This window comes from Bacillus sp. A01H (genome assembly GCF_045277205.1).
Taxonomy (GTDB): Bacteria; Bacillota; Bacilli; order Bacillales; family Bacillaceae_G; genus Bacillus_A; species Bacillus_A paranthracis.
In genome coordinates this window covers 4730782-4744325 of the sequence record NZ_CP117702.1, presented here as the reverse complement: position 1 = coordinate 4744325, position 13544 = coordinate 4730782, and the positions used below count along the sequence as shown (strand labels likewise).

At 35.7% G+C, this 13544-nt stretch carries 18 protein-coding genes; 11 read left to right on the top strand and 7 right to left on the bottom strand.

Annotation, left to right across the window (positions count from 1 at the left end; translation table 11 throughout):
• Positions 1–172 precede the first annotated feature (172 nt).
• The 6 genes from murC to PSR14_RS25160 all read left to right on the top strand — a co-directional run bounded on the left by murC (position 173) and on the right by PSR14_RS25160 (position 3829).
• Positions 173–1483 carry a UDP-N-acetylmuramate--L-alanine ligase gene (gene murC, locus PSR14_RS25185; RefSeq protein WP_000219470.1) on the top strand — a complete coding sequence of 437 codons (1311 nt, stop codon included), beginning with the start codon at positions 173–175 and terminating at the stop codon, positions 1481–1483.
• A gap of 198 nt (positions 1484–1681) precedes the next feature.
• Positions 1682–2230: a GNAT family N-acetyltransferase gene (locus PSR14_RS25180; RefSeq protein ID WP_000494675.1), complete on the top strand. Its 549-nt coding sequence runs from the start codon at positions 1682–1684 to the stop codon at positions 2228–2230.
• Positions 2227–2718 carry a GNAT family N-acetyltransferase gene (locus PSR14_RS25175; protein ID WP_001003093.1) on the top strand — a complete coding sequence of 164 codons (492 nt, stop codon included), beginning with the start codon at positions 2227–2229 and terminating at the stop codon, positions 2716–2718. The genes PSR14_RS25180 and PSR14_RS25175 overlap by 4 nt, the downstream gene beginning before the upstream one ends.
• A 77-nt stretch (positions 2719–2795) precedes the next feature.
• The gene (locus tag PSR14_RS25170; protein ID WP_098487460.1) at positions 2796–3200 is read left to right on the top strand and encodes a PH domain-containing protein; all 405 of its coding nucleotides are present in this window, start codon (positions 2796–2798) and stop codon (positions 3198–3200) included.
• Positions 3197–3379, top strand: a complete 183-nt coding sequence (locus PSR14_RS25165; protein ID WP_098487459.1) for a hypothetical protein — start codon at positions 3197–3199, stop codon at positions 3377–3379. Before PSR14_RS25170 ends, PSR14_RS25165 begins: the two co-directional genes overlap by 4 nt.
• 15 nt (positions 3380–3394) lie before the next feature.
• Complete coding sequence (locus PSR14_RS25160) at positions 3395–3829, top strand: hypothetical protein (protein ID WP_098487458.1); 435 nt, start codon at positions 3395–3397, stop codon at positions 3827–3829.
• A gap of 34 nt (positions 3830–3863) precedes the next feature.
• On the opposite strand, the gene PSR14_RS25155 is transcribed toward PSR14_RS25160, so the two are convergent.
• Positions 3864–4979, bottom strand: a complete 1116-nt coding sequence (locus PSR14_RS25155; RefSeq protein ID WP_098487457.1) for an aminopeptidase — start codon at positions 4977–4979, stop codon at positions 3864–3866.
• A gap of 187 nt (positions 4980–5166) precedes the next feature.
• Here PSR14_RS25155 and PSR14_RS25150 point away from each other — a divergent pair, with 187 nt between their 5' ends.
• The 4 genes from PSR14_RS25150 (at position 5167) to ccpA (ending at position 8690) form a co-directional block, all read left to right on the top strand.
• Positions 5167–5679, top strand: a complete 513-nt coding sequence (locus PSR14_RS25150) for a DUF948 domain-containing protein (protein WP_098487456.1) — start codon at positions 5167–5169, stop codon at positions 5677–5679.
• The gene (gene ytxJ / locus PSR14_RS25145; protein ID WP_001057466.1) at positions 5679–6005 is read left to right on the top strand and encodes a bacillithiol system redox-active protein YtxJ; all 327 of its coding nucleotides are present in this window, start codon (positions 5679–5681) and stop codon (positions 6003–6005) included. The genes PSR14_RS25150 and ytxJ overlap by 1 nt, the downstream gene beginning before the upstream one ends.
• Before the next feature lie 117 nt (positions 6006–6122).
• Entirely contained in the window at positions 6123–7139 is a 1017-nt protein-coding gene (locus PSR14_RS25140) for a CamS family sex pheromone protein (RefSeq protein WP_000738019.1), read from the top strand.
• Between the two features lie 552 nt (positions 7140–7691).
• Positions 7692–8690, top strand: a complete 999-nt coding sequence (gene ccpA / locus PSR14_RS25135; RefSeq protein WP_001103296.1) for a catabolite control protein A — start codon at positions 7692–7694, stop codon at positions 8688–8690.
• Positions 8691–8724: 34 nt separating this feature from the next.
• Here the strand turns inward: ccpA and PSR14_RS25130 are convergent, their stop codons facing one another.
• The 3 genes from PSR14_RS25130 to PSR14_RS25120 all read right to left on the bottom strand — a co-directional run bounded on the left by PSR14_RS25130 (position 8725) and on the right by PSR14_RS25120 (position 9703).
• Positions 8725–9087: a DUF4288 domain-containing protein gene (locus tag PSR14_RS25130; RefSeq protein WP_025991609.1), complete on the bottom strand. Its 363-nt coding sequence runs from the start codon at positions 9085–9087 to the stop codon at positions 8725–8727.
• 1 nt (position 9088) lies between these two features.
• Positions 9089–9325: a DUF3949 domain-containing protein gene (locus tag PSR14_RS25125; protein ID WP_000637881.1), complete on the bottom strand. Its 237-nt coding sequence runs from the start codon at positions 9323–9325 to the stop codon at positions 9089–9091.
• Between the two features lie 81 nt (positions 9326–9406).
• Positions 9407–9703 carry a hypothetical protein gene (locus tag PSR14_RS25120; protein WP_000389135.1) on the bottom strand — a complete coding sequence of 99 codons (297 nt, stop codon included), beginning with the start codon at positions 9701–9703 and terminating at the stop codon, positions 9407–9409.
• Positions 9704–9853: 150 nt separating this feature from the next.
• On the opposite strand from PSR14_RS25120, the gene PSR14_RS25115 reads away from it, so the two are divergent.
• The gene (locus PSR14_RS25115; RefSeq protein WP_000636594.1) at positions 9854–10126 is read left to right on the top strand and encodes a DUF3917 domain-containing protein; all 273 of its coding nucleotides are present in this window, start codon (positions 9854–9856) and stop codon (positions 10124–10126) included.
• 49 nt (positions 10127–10175) lie between these two features.
• Here PSR14_RS25115 and mscL read toward each other — a convergent pair whose 3' ends face one another.
• From mscL to PSR14_RS25100, 3 genes are all read right to left on the bottom strand, one after another.
• Positions 10176–10580: a large-conductance mechanosensitive channel protein MscL gene (gene mscL, locus PSR14_RS25110; RefSeq protein WP_000267019.1), complete on the bottom strand. Its 405-nt coding sequence runs from the start codon at positions 10578–10580 to the stop codon at positions 10176–10178.
• A 128-nt stretch (positions 10581–10708) separates the two neighbouring features.
• A complete protein-coding gene (locus PSR14_RS25105; RefSeq protein WP_000743066.1) occupies positions 10709–11635 on the bottom strand; it encodes a Gfo/Idh/MocA family protein in 927 nt (308 codons plus the stop codon).
• 154 nt (positions 11636–11789) lie between these two features.
• Positions 11790–12920 (bottom strand): RNA-guided endonuclease TnpB family protein, encoded by a 1131-nt coding sequence (locus PSR14_RS25100; protein ID WP_061185372.1) that lies wholly within the window; start codon positions 12918–12920, stop codon positions 11790–11792.
• Between the last annotated feature and the right edge of the window lie 624 nt (positions 12921–13544).

Genomic DNA, 13544 nt, shown 5'->3' with positions numbered 1-13544 from the left:
GATTTGTTATGGACATAAAAAAGAAGTACGTACGAGTTTATCCTGATAAGTGAAGGGAAGAATAACTTCACTACATCAAAAATGTATGATGATTACCAAAATAAGAAAAGATTCATATACTGTCTTATAGATAGGCCGTTGTATTAGTTCGAAATGTTGGAGGTTCTTTAAGATGACAGTTTACCATTTTGTAGGAATTAAAGGAACAGGAATGAGTTCATTAGCGCAAATTCTTCATGACATGAAGCATACTGTTCAAGGGTCTGATTATGAAAAGCGTTTCTTTACACAAACAGCGTTGGAAAAGCGTAGTATCTCGATTCTTCCTTTTGATAAAAGTAATGTAAAAGAAGGACAAGTGATTATTGCAGGAAATGCATTTCCTGATACGCATGAAGAAATCGTAGCAGCAAAAGAATTAAACATCCCAGTACATCGTTACCATCACTTCTTAGGTGACCTTATGAACCAATACACAAGTGTTGCTGTAACTGGTGCACATGGAAAAACATCAACAACTGGTTTGTTAGCCCATGTAATGCAAGGTGCACACCCTACATCTTACCTTATTGGAGATGGAACAGGGCATGGGGTAGAAAATAGTAAGTATTTTGTATTTGAAGCTTGTGAGTATCGTCGTCATTTCTTGTCTTATAATCCAGACTATGCGATTATGACAAACATTGATTTTGATCATCCAGATTATTTCACAGATATCAATGATGTATTCAGTGCATTCCAAGAGATGGCATTGCAAGTAAAAAAAGGCATTATTGCATGTGGAGATGATGAAGAACTTCAAAAAATTCAAGCGAAAGTACCTGTTATTTTCTATGGATTTGGAGAAGATAATGATTTCCAAGCACGTAACATTCAAAAGAGAACAGATGGTACTATTTTCGATGTATTCGTTCGTAATACGTACTATGACACGTTCAAAATTACAGGATACGGCAATCACAGCGTATTAAATGCATTAGCAGTAATCGCGCTTTGCCATTATGAAAATGTTGATGTAGAAGCAGTTAAGCATCAGTTAACAACTTTTGAAGGCGTAAAACGTCGCTTTAATGAGAAGCCGATGGGAGAGCAAGTTATTATTGATGACTACGCACACCATCCGACAGAAATTAATGCAACGATTGAAGCCGCTCGTCAAAAACATCCAGAGCGTGAAATTGTCGCTGTATTCCAGCCGCACACATTCTCACGTACAGAAAAGTTCTTAGATGAGTTCGCTGAAAGCCTAAGCAAAGCTGATCAAGTATACTTATGTGATATTTTCGGATCAGCGCGCGAAAACAAAGGTGAATTAACAATCGAAGATCTGCAAAAGCGTATTGACGGTGCAGAATTAATTACAGATACAACAACGGATGTATTAAAGAAACATAAAAACGGCGTTCTCATTTTCATGGGCGCAGGAGACATCCAAAAATTCGAAGCAGCTTACGTAAAAGAAGTTCAAGTTGCAGAGAAGTAATAGAAAAGACGCATAGCTTAGCTGTGCGTCTTTTTTTGTTGTATTGTAGGGTGTAGTAATGTTGTCGAATTTAGTCGGTAAGTCGATATCCCTTGTCGAATCGTCGATATATTTTAAAAATCGTTGATATATTAGATGGGCATTTTCTATTTATAAATGTTAGAATAATAAGAAAAATAAAGAGGGGAGCTAAAAAACATGTTCACACTCCGGGTAGACGACGAAATCGAATTACAATTATTAGAGAAGCATCATAAAGAGGAACTATATCAATTAATAAATCAAAACCGTAATCATTTGAGAAGATGGCTTCCTTGGGTAGATGGGACGAAATCTGCTGATGTTTATAATGAGATTTGTCCGATGTGGTTAAAGAAGTTTGCAGAGGGAGACGGTTTTGAAAGTGGCATACGTTATAAAGGAAAGCTCGTTGGGATGGTAGGTATTCATCCAGTGAGCTGGGGGAAGAAAGCGGCAAGTCTCGGTTACTATCTTGCAGAAGATGCTGGCGGGAAAGGTATTATGACGCGTAGCGTGAAGGCTGTACTTCACTATGCATTTGAGAATTTAAAATTAAATAAAATGGAAATTAGATGCGGTGTTGAAAATGTGAAAAGCCGCGCAATCCCAGAGCGTTTAGGATTTAAGTTAGATGGTATTTTAAGAGATGAAGAATGGCTATACGATCACTTCCACGATATCGCTGTATATAGTTTATTAGCTTCAGAGTGGAAGGAGATTCGATGAACGAGAAGATTCATATTGTTCCGTATGAAAGTACATTTCAAGAGGAAGTAGTAAATCTTATCGTTCATATTCAGCAAAAAGAGTACAATGTCCCCATTATGAAAGAAGAGCAGCCGGACCTGCTTGAAATAGAAACATTTTATCAAAGGAATCATGGCAACTTTTGGGTAGCAATTTATGATGGTAAAGTAGTTGGAACAGTAGCTTTATTAGATATTGGGAATCATCAAGTAGCGTTAAGAAAAATGTTCGTAAAAAAAGAATTTCGGGGAAAAGAGTGGGGTGCATCACATAAGTTGCTCCAAACAGCAATTTCGTGGGCTGAGAATAAAAAGCTGAAGGATATTTACTTAGGAACGACAGTGAAATTTTTAGCGGCGCATCGCTTTTATGAAAAGAATGGTTTTGAAAGTGTGAGTATAGATGAGTTGCCAAAAAGTTTTCCAGTGCTGCAGGTGGATAAGAAATTTTATAGATATATTGTTTAAGAAGGTCATGTAGAAATGGCCTTTTTTTATGAACTAAAATGGAAAAAGTGGTATAATTTAGGTTAGGGGGTGCGTGTATGAACTTTCCGATTCAAAGAAGTAAGTCAGTAGTCATTTTCGTTTGTCTCACGTTAGCTTTTATGTTTGTGTATCCACTCGTCATGATTGTCGCAAATAAAGAGCAGTGGATGACAGCGTTAATTGGGATGAGTTTATGCTTCCTTGTTAATGTACCACTCGTTTGGGAAGTATTTATTAAAAAGCATAAAGTAGAAGATGGTGTATTAAAGTACGGTATTTTAAATGATGATGTTGTATTAAAAGATATAAGAGTTGTTCGTCAAGTTGGAAACTACCTTGAAATTACGACGAATGCATACAAAGTACATATGGTTGCGATGCCGCAACATATGACTGAATTTTTGGCACTTATTGAGAAAGAGAATCTACATGTGAAAATAGAAATGGTAGGGAAGAAATGAAATATGTAAAACCTTTGTTTTGCTTGGAAATATTATTTGTACTTGTTGGTTGCACTAGAGTATATATGAAATGGGATCTGCCTTTATATGTTCCTATATTGATTGGTACTATTGCAGTGGCGCTTTTGTATTATTTTCACTTTCAGCAAACAAAAAGCGAGAAAAGTAGGTCTATGTAGTTAGGAGGATTAGTAATGAAAAAAGTCCTTATGTTATTTGTACTTCTGCTAACCGCATCCGTTCTTTTACTAGGATGTAGTATGAAGAAGGAAAAAGTAGATATGAACTTAGAAAAGGCGCAAAAAGTTGAAATTGAATCACTTACTGATTCCAGTGAGAAGAAAGTAATTACCGATAAGAAAGAAATTGAAAAGTTGTTTGAAGTCATGAAAATGGATAAGTGGGAAATGCAGTCGGCTCCTTTAGATACTCCGCAAGGGAAAACATTTAAAATGTACCAAGAGGATACAACAAAATTATCGGAGTCGAGTAAAGATAAAAAGGAGTTACATGAAATTGGTACGATGACAGTATATAAAGATGTCCTTTATGTTGAAGTTGAAATGAAAAATAAGAAAATGAGTTTTAAAGTGCCAGAAGATGTGGCGAAAGACTTATTAAAATATTAAAAAAACGCTCGGAAAAAATCCCGAGCGTTTTTCATTATTTTAAGTTCTCTGGGTTTAAAGCATCTAATTCAGGTACAACGAAGCGTCCGTCTTTACGGATTAGTACGTCGTCGAAGTAAATTTCGCCGCCGCCGTATTCAGGGCGTTGGATGCATACTAAATCCCAGTGAATGTTCGAGTTGTTACCGTTCCATGCATCGTCGTAAGCTTGTCCAGGAGTGAAGTGGAAGCTGCCATCGATTTTTTCATCGAATAGGATGTCTCCCATTGGATGTAAGATGTATGGGTTTACGCCAATTGCGAACTCACCAACGTAGCGTGCGCCTTCGTCTGTATCGAAGATTTTGTTAATGCGTTCTGAATCGTTTGCAGTTGCTTCAACGATTTGGCCGTTCTCGAACTTAAGTTGTACATTTTCAAATGTATAACCGTTGTAAGGAGATGGCGTGTTGTAAGAAACTGTACCGTTAACAGAATCACGAATTGGTGCAGAGTATACTTCACCGTCTGGAATGTTTAAATGACCTGAGCATTTAATTGCTGGAATGTCTTTAATAGAGAATGTTAAGTCAGTTCCAGGTCCAGTTAGGCGCACTTTATCTGTTTTATTCATTAATGTAACAAGGCTATCCATCGCCTTATCCATTTTACCGTAGTCTAAGTTACATACTTCGAAGTAGAAGTCTTCGAAAGCTTCTGTGCTCATTTTCGCAAGCTGTGCCATAGAAGCATTTGGGTAGCGAAGAACAACCCAGCGTGTTTTTGGAACGCGAATGTCTCTATGAACTTTCTTACCAACTGTTTGACCGTGAATTTGCATTCTTTCACTTGGCACGTCAGCTTGTTCGTTAATGTTATCGCCAGAGCGAAGACCGATATAAGCGTCCATATCTTTCATTACGTTTGCTTCATAGGCTGCGATTTGTTCAAAATGTTCTTCAGTAGCACCCATTAATAAAGAGCGATCTACTTGATGATCTTTTAAAGAAACGAATGGGAAACCACCAGCTGCATATGCTTCTTTAACAAGTGCAGTTACAAGTTCTTTTTGTAAGCCAAAGTTTTCAATTAATACTTTTTCGCCTTTTTGTAAGCGAATAGAGTAGTTAATTAAATTGTATGCTAACTTTTCAATGCGTGGATCTTTCATATGTAAAGCCTCCCTACTAATTATGTATCCTCTCCTATTGTAACCTACTTAGTGGAATTTGTTGAATCATTTATGTTAAAGTTAACGAATAAGTATGAAAATTCTAATGGAAAGATAGGGATTAGAACGAAACGGAAAATGATTGTATAATAGGGGAAAGTATGAAAAAGATAAAGGAAGTGATGAAATGCAAGTTCTTTTATATGTAAGTGCAGCTATTATCGCGGTTGCTTTCGCTGTATTAGTAGTGTATGTATGCAGAACGTTGTTATCGGTTCAGAAGACGTTAGAAAACGTTGCAAGCACGTTAGAAGGTTTAGAAAAGCAAATGCAAGGGATTAGCGTAGAGACGGAGCAATTATTACATAAAACAAATGCGTTAGCTGATGACATTCAACAGAAGTCACAATCATTAAATAAAGTAGTATCGGGTGTAGATGGAATTGGAACGACAATCCATTCTTTAAATACGAAACTTCGTAATGTATCAGAGTCTGTTACGGACGAAATTGAAAATAATGCAGATAAAGTAGCGCAAGTTGTACAGTGGAGTAGCGCAGCAATTGAAGTATACAATCATTATCGTGCGACAAGACAAGAGAAAAAGGTTGAAAAAGAAGAACGTAAATTAGAAAGACTCGAGAAAAAAGCTGAAAAGACAGAAAAGCGCTCTAGACTTCGTATGAGAGGTGAATCGTAATGAATATGACAAAACTTGAAACAATTGAAGAGCTTGAAGTACTAGTAGAAAAAAACGAGCCTTATGTTCTTTTTAAACATAGTACGACATGCCCGATTAGTCATGGTGCCTATACAGAATTTCAAGCTTATTGTAGTGAAGAAAGAGCGGTACCAGCGTATTACTTATACGTACAAGATGCGAGAGATGTTTCGAATCGTGTTGCAGAACAGTACAGCATTAAACATGAATCTCCGCAAGTGTTATACATAAAAGATGGGATGGTAGTATGGAATACATCTCATTGGAACATTAAAAAAGATGCTTTAGAAGAGAATATTAAGTAAAAAGAAGCAAGCAAAAGGTGCTTGCTTCTTTTTTTTGTTTTTGTTGAAATATATTTAATGGTAAACTGTTAATAGTTCAAACTAAATAACTAGATTGTTGAAAGTAGGTTTTAAGTAATGAAGAAAATGGCATTATCCTTCGCAGTCGTAAGTTTATTACTAGGAGCTTGTAGTAATGATACGATTAGTAAGAAGGATGAAGTTATACAGAAAGATACGAAAGAAAAAAGCATGATTCCGAGAACTGCTGTTTCTAAAGATTATTATAGAACTGTAATTCCTTTAAAAGAACAAAAGGTTATAAATACAGCTAATGTAAAAACAAATTCTAAATTAGATTTAGCAGAGTATGAAAATGGTTTAATGAATATTGCAAAAGAGCAATTTGATACAGAAAACCATGTGCTTCAATTAAATCAGTATATTCCTGAGAAGTTAGTTGATGAACTAGTCGCAAAAGTAGAAGCACCCGTTTTGACAAATATTATAGAACAAGACTATTTCGGGAAACAGAATTCAAATGAATTAAGTTTATCTGGCGTTGTAATTGGGTTAGCTATGTCTTCAAGTGTATCCAATGAAGAGGCAATGTCTAAGGGGACTGAAGTTGCTAAGCAACTTATTGAAGCTATTCATAAAAATGACAAGTATAATAAATCCCCAATTACGTTTGCTATCTTTAAGCAAGAAAGTACAAGTTCTTTAAAAAATGGAACGTATATTGCTAGTGCTACCGTTCAAAAGAATGATACGAACCTTGGAAATTGGAATGCAATTGAAGAAAAAGCGTATTCATATCCTTCCGATGAATTTACACAAGCACATGGAGAAGATAATGAAAAAATAAATAAATTTGCTGAGGCAATGAAAGGTTTTTCTCCTGGAGACTTTATCCCAGTAAATGCTAAAGTTTCTTATAAGAAAAATCAAATGGATACATTAAATATGGATATTGTTATTAAATATAACGGTAAAACAGAATTAATGGCTCTTACTCAACTCGCCGCTCAAAGTATGTTAGACCAATTACCGAAAGATGCAAAAGTACAATTGCAGATAAAGTCCGAGAATAAAATTGAGGCAATTGTTATAAAAGAGAAAAACAGCGATAAACCGTTTGTTTCCTTCTTATAAAAAAAGACAGTGTTTAAACTGTCTTTTTTTACTGTAAATGAAAGGGGACGATGGGACAGGGCGTCACGTAATACGCTCCATATTTCCGCTGTACTAATCTCAATTTACCCCTTGCATTGTCGATGTAACGCATTCTACAGGGGGATGGGATCTTCTATTGCCAATTGTAGAGTACTTCCAGATCCAGCGCATCAAATGCCTATCATTGTCGATTTTTGTTGGTAAGTCGATATATTCAAAAAATCGCTGATATAAATTTCAATTACTAGCTAGTGTACTGCTTAAAAGAAGATTTCTACTTATGAAACATCTATATTTTTACAAAAAATACCCTTTTTTTCATGAAAAATACGAAAATACGAGAAAAGAAGCGAATTTTTTCGAAACTTTTGCGGGAAAATATTGTATGACCCTGCGTTTTTATCGTATCATTAGTAAAAGGAAGAACTCGGGACGATTGGTGGCATCTGCAAATAGAGTTGATGTCTTTTTTTCATTCAAGTAACCGATACATAAAAATAGATAGCAAAAATAGAAGGAGTGTGCGATGAGATGAACGTAACAATATATGATGTAGCGCGCGAAGCGAACGTTTCAATGGCTACCGTGTCACGCGTTGTGAACGGTAACCCAAATGTAAAGCCTACAACAAGAAAGAAAGTATTAGAAGCAATTGATCGTTTAGGATACCGCCCAAATGCGGTAGCACGTGGATTAGCAAGTAAGAAGACAACTACAGTAGGTGTTATTATTCCTGATATCTCAAATACGTTTTATGCAGAACTTGCTCGTGGAATTGAAGATATCGCAACAATGTACAAATATAACATCATTTTAAGTAACTCTGACCAAAACAAAGAGAAAGAGTTCCATTTATTAAATACGATGCTTGGAAAACAAGTGGACGGAATTGTTTTCATGGGTGAAGATATTACAGACATTCACATTGAAGAATTTAAAAAGTCTCCAGTACCAATCGTATTAGCAGCGTCATTTGATGAGCAAAATGAAACGCCATCAGTAAACATTGATTATACACAAGCAGCTTACGACGCAATGAAGCACTTTATTGAACAAGGACATAAGCGTATCGGTTTCGTCTCTGGTCCTTTCATTGATAAAGCGGGAAGCGCGAAGAAATTACAAGGTTATAAAAAAGCTCTAGAAGAAGCAGGTATTTCATATGATGAAAATCTTGTAATCGATGGAGATTACACATATGACTCAGGTATCGAAGCATTCGAAAAGCTTTGGAGCCTTGATGAAAAGCCAACAGCGATCTTCGTATCTTCTGACGAAATGGCACTAGGTGTAATCCACGCAGCACAAGACACTGGATTAAATGTACCAACTGATGTAGAAGTACTTGGTTTCGATAATACACGCCTTGCATTAATGGTTCGTCCACAACTTTCAACAGTTGTACAACCGATGTATGATATCGGTGCAGTAGCAATGCGTCTATTAACAAAGTATATGAACAAAGAAAAAGTGGAAGATCACACTGTTATCTTACCTCACCGTATCCAATTTAGAGATTCAACGAAGTAAGTATAGAAAAGCTCACAGCGATTGCTGTGAGCTTTTATTTATATTCAGGATAGTATGTTTGAACTATAGTATCCACCGTTTCATTTTTCTTAACGTGTAAAAATCTTGCGTATAATTCTTTTCCGGTTTCAAATGGTGTATCGTCTAATTCAAACACATGTAATAGTTTTCGAAACGTCCACGTTACTTGCTCACCGTACATATTATCGTACGTATGCTCAGACTGTATAGCGATTTGTTCACCTAGTGCATGGGCCTCTTCAAAACTGTGTGCCTTAACAAGAATAATACTTTCTTCAAAAAGTGTATCGTGATTTTCTTCATAATGCTCATCCATTTTCGTAGGATCAGGCTCACCAGAATGAACAGATTCAAACAATAATTTTACAGCGTACATATTATGCTGCATGTTTCACTCTATAAATAATACTTGCGACAAGTGAAGCAGGTATTGTAAATACGTTACTTTGGTAATGGTAATGTATTTGGGATTCTTCATAAGACATGTTGTCATATAGTTCGTTTTGTGACATATTCATTTTCTTCTGTTTTTCTTTGAGTATTTTAATGTAGTTATACTGTATTGGGACGAGAATGATGAAATAGGCTAATACGATTAGTGAAATCCAAATCATTATGAACACTCCCTTATAAAGAATATTTATATATGGTAATTATATCAAATTATACGAATAATATCCATTTGTTTCTAGTGGTCAATTTCCTTTCCAAAATGCAAAAAGTTCTTCAGGACTTCGTAAATTATGTGCAAGACATGTTTGTGCAGTGTGTTTAAAGCTTTGTATGAATTGTTCTAACCTAGAAGGATCATATTGTTTCACATTGCCAGCAATAATAGTTTCATCTTTATCTAAGTTAAGTGATATTTTTAGCGAAGTTATATTTGTTTTTAGTTGTACAACTTCCATGTAAAAAAACTTTTTGTCTAAGTCAATTATAATATAATCATATCGCTCTACTTGTTTAAAGTATCCTACAATATCATCTTCCAATTGAAACCCTCCCAAGTACTATAGCTTATCTGGAAGACTTCTATATAGATTGTATGATTCCTTGTTATATGTCACATAAGTGTAAAAATAACTATTATAGGGCAATGTCATGTATAATAGAAAGAAAAGGCTTGTGAGGGGGGAGAAGAGATGATCGTTCTTTGGATAATTACGCTTTGTATGACTGCTATTTTTGCATATATGACGTTAAAACAAAATGGTTTAAAGCGATTTGTTCCAGGAAGTATTCTTGCAGGAATTGCCCTTATCACGTATGTAATTTCTATTTTTATTGAAAGTGTATCAGTGGATATGAGCACAAGTTTAATGTTTATGGGGATTACACTATTTTCAAGTAGTATTATGGTACTTATGGTTGCTGGTATTATTTTATTTATTCATATGAATTCGGAAACGTTATAGCATATAGAAAAGGCATGCCCCCTTGGGACATGCCTTTTTATCCGTTCAATTATGCTCTATCTTTAGAAGAGTTTTGCTGTTTTAGCAAGTCGCGAATTTCGCCAAGAAGAACTTCTTCTTTTGTTGGTTCTGGAATTTCTTCCTCTTTTTCTTCTTCTTCTTCTTTTCTAGATGTTAGTTTGTTGAACACTTTAACGAACATAAAGATAGCCGCTGCAATAATTAAGAAATCAAAAATTGTTTGGATGAAGTTACCGTACATAATAGATGACTTACCGAATGTAAGTTTTAAATCTGTAAAGTCAACGCCACCTAATACCATACCAAGTAATGGTGTAATAACATCTTTTACTAAAGAACTAACGATTTTACCGAATGCAGCACCGATTACAACCCCGACAGCTAAATCAACGACATTCCCTTTGAACGCGAATTTCTTAAACTCGTTCCACATGTGTTAATCCCATCCTTTCCACGATTCATTATGAAATTTATAATTCCTATCAACATATTCTATAGAAATTTTCGAGAGAAATAAAGAGGGAATGGGAATGAAAGTAAATTCTGAAAAATGTATCCGTTTTAATTTTTGTTTACATTATTCAGCAGAGATTGCAAAAGCTGCTGCGTTTTTAATCCTTCTAATCCATCTACAACAGGCTTTGTATCTCCTTGCACACATTCAATGAAATGATGAACAGCATCTTCAAAACCACGTTGTTTTAACGTCGTATCCCATGATGGGGAACCAATTTGAGAAACTGCATTTTCTTGCTCAACTTCAAATGTGTTCATGTTTTTTACGCGAATGATTTTTCCTGTTGTGACAAGTTCAATTTGTTCTAAATTTGTACCGGCATGGCGATGCATTGCGGTAGAAAGTAACAGTCCACTTGGCGTTGTATATGTATGATGTCCGTAAAGAAGTTCATTCTTTTCATTGATTTGCATCATATTATGAACGACGTTAAGCTCATCGTTAGCTAACCAGCGAGCAGTATCTACAATATGTAAGTAATCATCTAACATCGTAAAGTCGTACGTATAGGGCCCGACTTTATTTGTACGATGCTTTTCAATTCGAATCCATGAAATATGATGAGCTTGCTCTTTTGCCGCAACATACATAGGAACGAAGCGGCGATTAAATCCGACCATTAACTTTCGGTTATATTTTTCGCTCAACTCGACTAGTTTTTCAGCCTGTTCCACTGTAGCAGCTAGCGGCTTATCTACGTAAACATCGATTCCTTTTTTCAGAAGTTCAGAAACGATTTCATAATGAGTAGCAGTTGAACTATGAACGAAGATTGCATCACATTCTGAAGCTAACGTTTCAATAGAATGGAATTCTTGAATGCGGTATTGCTGACAAATTTGTTTCCTTTTCTCTGCGTTAGGTGTAAACGCCCCTACAAAATTCCAATCTGTTTCTTTTGTAAGTGTTGGAAGATAAGCTTTTTGTGCAATACTTCCAAGTCCAATCATCCCAATTTTAGGTTTTTTCATGTGTATTCCCACCGATACGATAAACTTAACTAAATCTATACAATTTAATCAAATTTATACAAGTTAGTGCTTCATCGTGTTCTCGCAGCCCCAAAGGGACGAGGGGTATAACACTCCACACGAGGCAGTATCGTTACCTCCTATTATCAAGCATTTATTTTACCCATCTTGATAAATTTATCGCAGCATTTACATCCCTATCGTGATAGCTATTGCATGAAGCACAACGCCATTCACGAATCTTTAAACTCCACTGTCCTTCTGGTTGAACCGAATGGTCGTATTTTACGCCGCAACATGAGCAAATCTTGCTTGAGGCGAACCATTTATCAGCTTTTTCATACGCAATGCCGTACTTCTCGCACTTGTATGATAAACATTGAAAGAAGAAGTTTAATTTTTGAAAGGAAAGTGCCTTCGATAGTTTTTTGTTTTTTAACAGGTTCGAAATAGATAAGTCTTCCACAACAATCCTCATTGGTTTGGTTTTCACCAATTTAGCTGTTGCTTGATGGATATGGTTATTTCGGATATTCATAATTTTCCTAGATAACCGCAGGTGCTCAGCTTTCGCTTTTTCATATCCGGCAGACTGAATTTTCACACCTTTTTTAAATCTCCTAGACATATCTCTTTGCGCTGACTTTTTCCTTTTCAAAAGTTTTTTAACCTTAGCATCTTTGTTTATATTTCGTTCTTTCATACCATTAGAAGCTACAAAAAGTTCTTTTAAACCAACATCCACACCAATCGACTCATTCGTTAGTTCTTGTGATTCAAAGTCTTCTTGGAACCCTACACTAATCCACCAGTGACGACCATCAAAGGTAACTCTTGGATTGGATGGTTTTTTATTTCTTGGTAGTTGTTGGCTTGTTTTCACTTCTCCAATAGACTGAATATGAACGACTTTCTTTCCTATAACCAGTCTTTCATAATTGGCATAAAATCCTTGGATTACATCTTTTTTGGATTTATAAGAAGTGTGATAACCATTTTTGTACTTTTTGAACGAATGTTTTCTCGCCGTATCAAAATCTTTTGAAGCCTGTTTGGGAACTTGTGCATTAATTTCTTTTAACCACTCATATCTCTTTCGCTTCTTGATCTTTGTAAATCGTTTCTGTAAAGCTAACTGTGAAACAGATTTTCCAAATAGCTTATAGTATCTATCACTCATTCTTTTACAATAGTTATAAGCAAATCTTGCAGCGCCAGCATGGTTTCTAAGCAACTTTTCTTGTTCAGGCGTTGGAATCAGTCTAACTTTCTTCGCCAATATCATCAGAATGTAACTCCTTTAATGAAAGATTTGTTCTTCTGAATCGTAGCGTGTTCCACCAGCATTCTCCTGAGACTACTCGGATGCAAACCTGTTAATTCTGATACTTGACTAACTCGTAAAAATTTCATTATCATTCTTACCTCATTAAATTCACAATAGCACATACGTTCGATAAATTCAATGCGGTTTGATAGATTTAATTAAATGTATCTCGTTCAACTAAGGGCGCAATTCCTTAGCCAGTTCTCTTATGAACTTCTCATGTTTTCACATGAGCGCAGACTATATGTTTATCTACTTAGAGATAGAGGATTTTTCCATCACCATAGGCTTGTGATGTACTCTCGCCAGTTATACGAGATAGTCGTTGAACGTTCATCTTATCCATTTTGACTTAGATGATTCGAGGCGGAAGACCCATTGTTCTAGTGTTTAGGATTTAACCTTGCACAATCTGATTGATTTTTTCTGCTTTCGCGACATTCACGCTCGCTATTTCTAGCCACGTTGTAGTTCAATCAGCTTTAGGGATTGCCCGCAGTTAACCCTCACTACTAGCCAATCACTTGACTAGCAGGGCTTACTGATATATTTAATTAACTTTCGTTATAATTGGTTAAATAA

Excerpts from the sequence above, each read along its gene's own strand:
- PSR14_RS25175 (WP_001003093.1), top strand. The coding sequence starts at position 2,227 with ATGAACGAGAAGATTCATATTGTTCCGTATGAAAGTACATTTCAAGAG.
- ccpA (WP_001103296.1), top strand. The coding sequence starts at position 7,692 with ATGAACGTAACAATATATGATGTAGCGCGCGAAGCGAACGTTTCAATG.
- PSR14_RS25100 (WP_061185372.1), bottom strand. The coding sequence starts at position 12,920 with ATGATATTGGCGAAGAAAGTTAGACTGATTCCAACGCCTGAACAAGAA.
- PSR14_RS25150 (WP_098487456.1), top strand. The coding sequence starts at position 5,167 with ATGCAAGTTCTTTTATATGTAAGTGCAGCTATTATCGCGGTTGCTTTC.
- PSR14_RS25115 (WP_000636594.1), top strand. The coding sequence starts at position 9,854 with ATGATCGTTCTTTGGATAATTACGCTTTGTATGACTGCTATTTTTGCA.
- PSR14_RS25140 (WP_000738019.1), top strand. The coding sequence starts at position 6,123 with ATGAAGAAAATGGCATTATCCTTCGCAGTCGTAAGTTTATTACTAGGA.
- PSR14_RS25105 (WP_000743066.1), bottom strand. The coding sequence starts at position 11,635 with ATGAAAAAACCTAAAATTGGGATGATTGGACTTGGAAGTATTGCACAA.
- PSR14_RS25155 (WP_098487457.1), bottom strand. The coding sequence starts at position 4,979 with ATGAAAGATCCACGCATTGAAAAGTTAGCATACAATTTAATTAACTAC.
- PSR14_RS25170 (WP_098487460.1), top strand. The coding sequence starts at position 2,796 with ATGAACTTTCCGATTCAAAGAAGTAAGTCAGTAGTCATTTTCGTTTGT.
- PSR14_RS25180 (WP_000494675.1), top strand. The coding sequence starts at position 1,682 with ATGTTCACACTCCGGGTAGACGACGAAATCGAATTACAATTATTAGAG.
- mscL (WP_000267019.1), bottom strand. The coding sequence starts at position 10,580 with ATGTGGAACGAGTTTAAGAAATTCGCGTTCAAAGGGAATGTCGTTGAT.
- ytxJ (WP_001057466.1), top strand. The coding sequence starts at position 5,679 with ATGAATATGACAAAACTTGAAACAATTGAAGAGCTTGAAGTACTAGTA.
- PSR14_RS25125 (WP_000637881.1), bottom strand. The coding sequence starts at position 9,325 with ATGATTTGGATTTCACTAATCGTATTAGCCTATTTCATCATTCTCGTC.
- PSR14_RS25165 (WP_098487459.1), top strand. The coding sequence starts at position 3,197 with ATGAAATATGTAAAACCTTTGTTTTGCTTGGAAATATTATTTGTACTT.
- murC (WP_000219470.1), top strand. The coding sequence starts at position 173 with ATGACAGTTTACCATTTTGTAGGAATTAAAGGAACAGGAATGAGTTCA.
- PSR14_RS25160 (WP_098487458.1), top strand. The coding sequence starts at position 3,395 with ATGAAAAAAGTCCTTATGTTATTTGTACTTCTGCTAACCGCATCCGTT.
- PSR14_RS25130 (WP_025991609.1), bottom strand. The coding sequence starts at position 9,087 with ATGTACGCTGTAAAATTATTGTTTGAATCTGTTCATTCTGGTGAGCCT.